Source organism: Actinomycetota bacterium (genome assembly GCA_036280995.1).
Classification (GTDB): domain Bacteria; phylum Actinomycetota; class CALGFH01; order CALGFH01; family CALGFH01; genus CALGFH01.
Window position 1 is genome coordinate 1 of record DASUPQ010000369.1, and the last position, 3313, is coordinate 3313.

A 3313-nucleotide genomic window follows, 5' to 3' on the forward strand; every position below is an offset into this window, starting at 1 on the left:
TACATCGCGGTCCTGCCCGAGGAGGCAAACCAGGAGACCGGCGAGGACACTGCCAAGCTGGTCGAGGCGATCGCCAAACGCCTGGACCGGTCGGGCGCCTATCTGGTGACCGCGGGCACCACCTGGGCGGCGGGCAGCGACACCCTGCCCAGAGGCGCGGCCAGGGAACTGGGCGAGAAGGCCTTCGCGGACAGTGGGAACAACCTCCAGGCGGACCTGCTGCAGTGGGTCGACGGGGTGGCGGAGACCGCCCCGAACGGGCCGGCCGCGCAGTCCGGTGACGGCAGCGGTGGGGCCGGTGGAGTGATCGCGACGGTGGCGGTGCTCACCGTGCTGGCGGTCGGCGGGGGGGCGCTCATCTTCGGGATGCGGCGGCGGCGCCGGGAACGGGAGGCCCAGCGCCTCAGGGAGCTGGAGGAGGTCAAGTCGGTCGCGAACGAGGACCTGGTCGCGCTCAGCGACGACATCCGGGCGCTCGACCTGGACACCAGCATGCCCGACGCCGACCCGGAGGCCGTGCGCCACTACACCGAGGCGGTCGACCAGTACCAGAAGGCGGCCACCGCCCTTGACCGGGCCCGGCGGGCCGAGGACCTGGCCCCGATGAGCGCGGCCCTGGAGGCGGGCAGGTACGAGATGTCGGCGACTAAGGCGATCCTGGAGGGACGGCCCCTCCCCGAGCGCCGGCCGCCGTGCTTCTTTGATCCCCGGCACGGCCCCTCGGTCGAGGACGTCCAGTGGGCGCCCCCCGACGGCGCTCCGCGGATGGTCCCGGCCTGCGCGGCCGACGCCCAGCGGGTCCACGACGGCCTGGAGCCGGAGTCACGCCAGGTGCTGGCCGGGGCCGGCGGCCGCATGACCCCGTACTGGAACGCGCCCGGCTACTACGGGCCCTGGGCCGGCGGCTACTTCGGCGGCTACCCGATGAGCGGGCTGTTCACCGGCCTGCTGATCGGCAGCTTCCTCGGCGGCGGCTGGGGCAGCCCGGTCTACGTCGACAGCGGCGGTGACGGCGGCGGCGACGGCGGCGGGGACGGAGGCGACGCCGGCGGTGGCGACTGGGGCGGCGGTGACTGGGGCGGGGGCGACTTCGGCGGGGGCGACTTCGGCGGCTGAGGCCCGCCACCGTCCGGTAGGCTGACCCGGTCCCCGCGGACAAAGGAGCCCGCCCATGAGCCTGTCCGTCCGCCGCGACGGGGCGGCGACCTGGATCACGCTGGACCGGCCGGACGCGCTGAACGCCCTCGACGGCCCGACCAAGGAGGAGCTGCTCGGCGCCCTCACCGACGCCGCCGAGGACCCGGGCGTCCGGGCGGTGGCCCTGACCGGCGCCGGCCGGGCGTTCTGCGTCGGCCAGGACCTGCGCGAGCTGGAGCAGGGCTACCGGGAGGGCCGGGCGGCCGACTTCGCGGCCGAGCTGGAGCGGCACTACGCGCCCATCTGCCGGCTGCTGGCCGGGATGCCCAAGCCGACCGTGGCCGTGGTCAACGGGGTCGCGGCCGGGGCCGGGGTGTCGCTCGCCCTGGCGTGCGACCTGCGGCTGGCCAGCGGCGCCGCCCGCTGGCGCCTCGCCTTCTCCGGGATCGCCCTGGTCCCCGACGCCGGCTCGACCTGGCACCTGCCCCGGCTGGTCGGCCTGTCCAGGGCCATGGAGATGGCCCTGCTCGGCGACTGGGTCGACGCCGACCAGGCGCTGTCGTTCGGGCTGGCGAACCGGGTCTGGCCGGCCGAGGACTTCCAGCGGGAGGCCGAGGCGGCAGTGGCCGCCCTGGCCGCCGGCCCGACCCTGGCCTTCGGCCGCACCAAGGCCCTGCTCCGCGACCACCTCGGGACCGACCTGGACGGCGCGCTCGCCGGCGAGGCCGAGGCCCAGGTCGCCTCCGGCCAGACCAAGGACCACCTGGAGGGCGTCACCGCCTTCCTGGAGAAGCGCCCCCCGGACTTCCAGGGAGCCTGACGTGCCGGCCGACTACCAGCTGTTCGTCGACGGCGCCTCCACGGACGCGGCTGGCGGGGAGATCTTCGAGACGATCGACCCGTCCACCGGCCGGGCCCACGCCACCGTGGCCAGGGCCGGGAAGGCCGACGTCGACCACGCCGTGGCCGCCGCCCGGGCCGCGTTCGAGGACGGCCGCTGGTCGGGGCTCAAGCCGGAGCGGCGGGCGGCGGTGCTCCAGGCGGTCGCGGCCAAGCTCAAGGAGCAGGCCCCTCGCCTGGTCGACCTGGAGGTCCGCGACGCCGGCGGCACCATCCGCAAGACCAGGTCGTCGGACGTCGCCGGGGCCATGTTCACCTTCCGGACCTACGCCGAGCTCGCCACCAGGCTCCCGGTCGAGCTGCCCCTGCCGTTCACCGTCGCCCCCGGGCCCAGCCACAACTACCTGCGCCGGGAGCCGGTCGGGGTCTGCGCCGCCATCGTCCCCTGGAACTTCCCCATCCAGAACGCCGCCTGGAAGCTGGCCCCGGCCCTGGCCGCCGGCAACACCGTCGTCCTCAAGCCGGCCGAGCAGACCCCCTGCACGGCCGTGGAGCTGGCCAAGCTGTGCAGCGAGGCGGGCGTGCCCGACGGGGTGGTCAACGTCCTGCCCGGGTTCGGGCCGGAGGCGGGCGAGCCGCTGGTCACCTCGCCCGAGGTCGACAAGGTCGCCTTCACCGGCTCCACCGAGGTCGGCAAGCGGGTCGCGGCCCTGGCCGCCGGCACGGTCAAGAACGTCCTCCTGGAGCTGGGCGGCAAGTCGGCCAACATCCTGCTCGACGACGCCGACCTCGACCTGGCCGCCGACGGCGCCGCCTACGCCATCTTCTTCCACCAGGGCCAGGTCTGCACCGCCGGCAGCCGGCTGCTGGTGGCCCGGCCGGTCCACGACGAGGTGGTGGCCCGCCTGGTCGACATCGCCAAGCGGATCACCGTCGGCCCGGCCCCCGACCCCGCCGCCGACATGGGCCCGCTGGTCTCGGCCGAGCAGCTGGAACGGGTCGAGCGCTACGTGCGCATCGGCCAGGAGGAGGGGGCCAAGCTGGCCACCGGCGGCGAGCGCGTGACCGTCCCCGGCCACGAGGGCGGCTACTACTTCGCCCCGACCATCTTCACCGGGGTCGACCCGTCGTCACGGATCGCCCAGGAGGAGATCTTCGGCCCGGTCCTGGCCGTCATCCCCTTCGACGACGACGACCAGGCGGTCGCCATCGCCAACGACTCCCCCTACGGCCTGGCCGGCGCCGTCTGGAGCCGCGACTCGGCCCGCGCCGTCCGCCTGGCCGAGCGCCTGCGCACCGGCACGGTCTGGGTCAACGACTACCACCTGCTCAACCC

The 3313-nt window shown here is 75.1% G+C and carries 3 protein-coding genes; all 3 read left to right on the plus strand.

Features of this window, described 5'->3' with window-relative positions; all coding sequences use genetic code 11:
- Positions 1 to 1116 (plus strand): hypothetical protein (locus VF468_12405; GenBank protein ID HEX5879096.1); only part of this gene is annotated, 1116 nt, incomplete at its 5' end.
- A gap of 55 nt (positions 1117 to 1171) precedes the next feature.
- Positions 1172 to 1957, plus strand: coding sequence for an enoyl-CoA hydratase-related protein (locus tag VF468_12410; GenBank protein ID HEX5879097.1), 786 nt, complete (start codon positions 1172 to 1174; stop codon positions 1955 to 1957).
- A gap of 1 nt (position 1958) precedes the next feature.
- A partial coding sequence (locus VF468_12415; GenBank protein ID HEX5879098.1) for an aldehyde dehydrogenase family protein occupies positions 1959 to 3313 on the plus strand: 1355 nt, incomplete at its 3' end.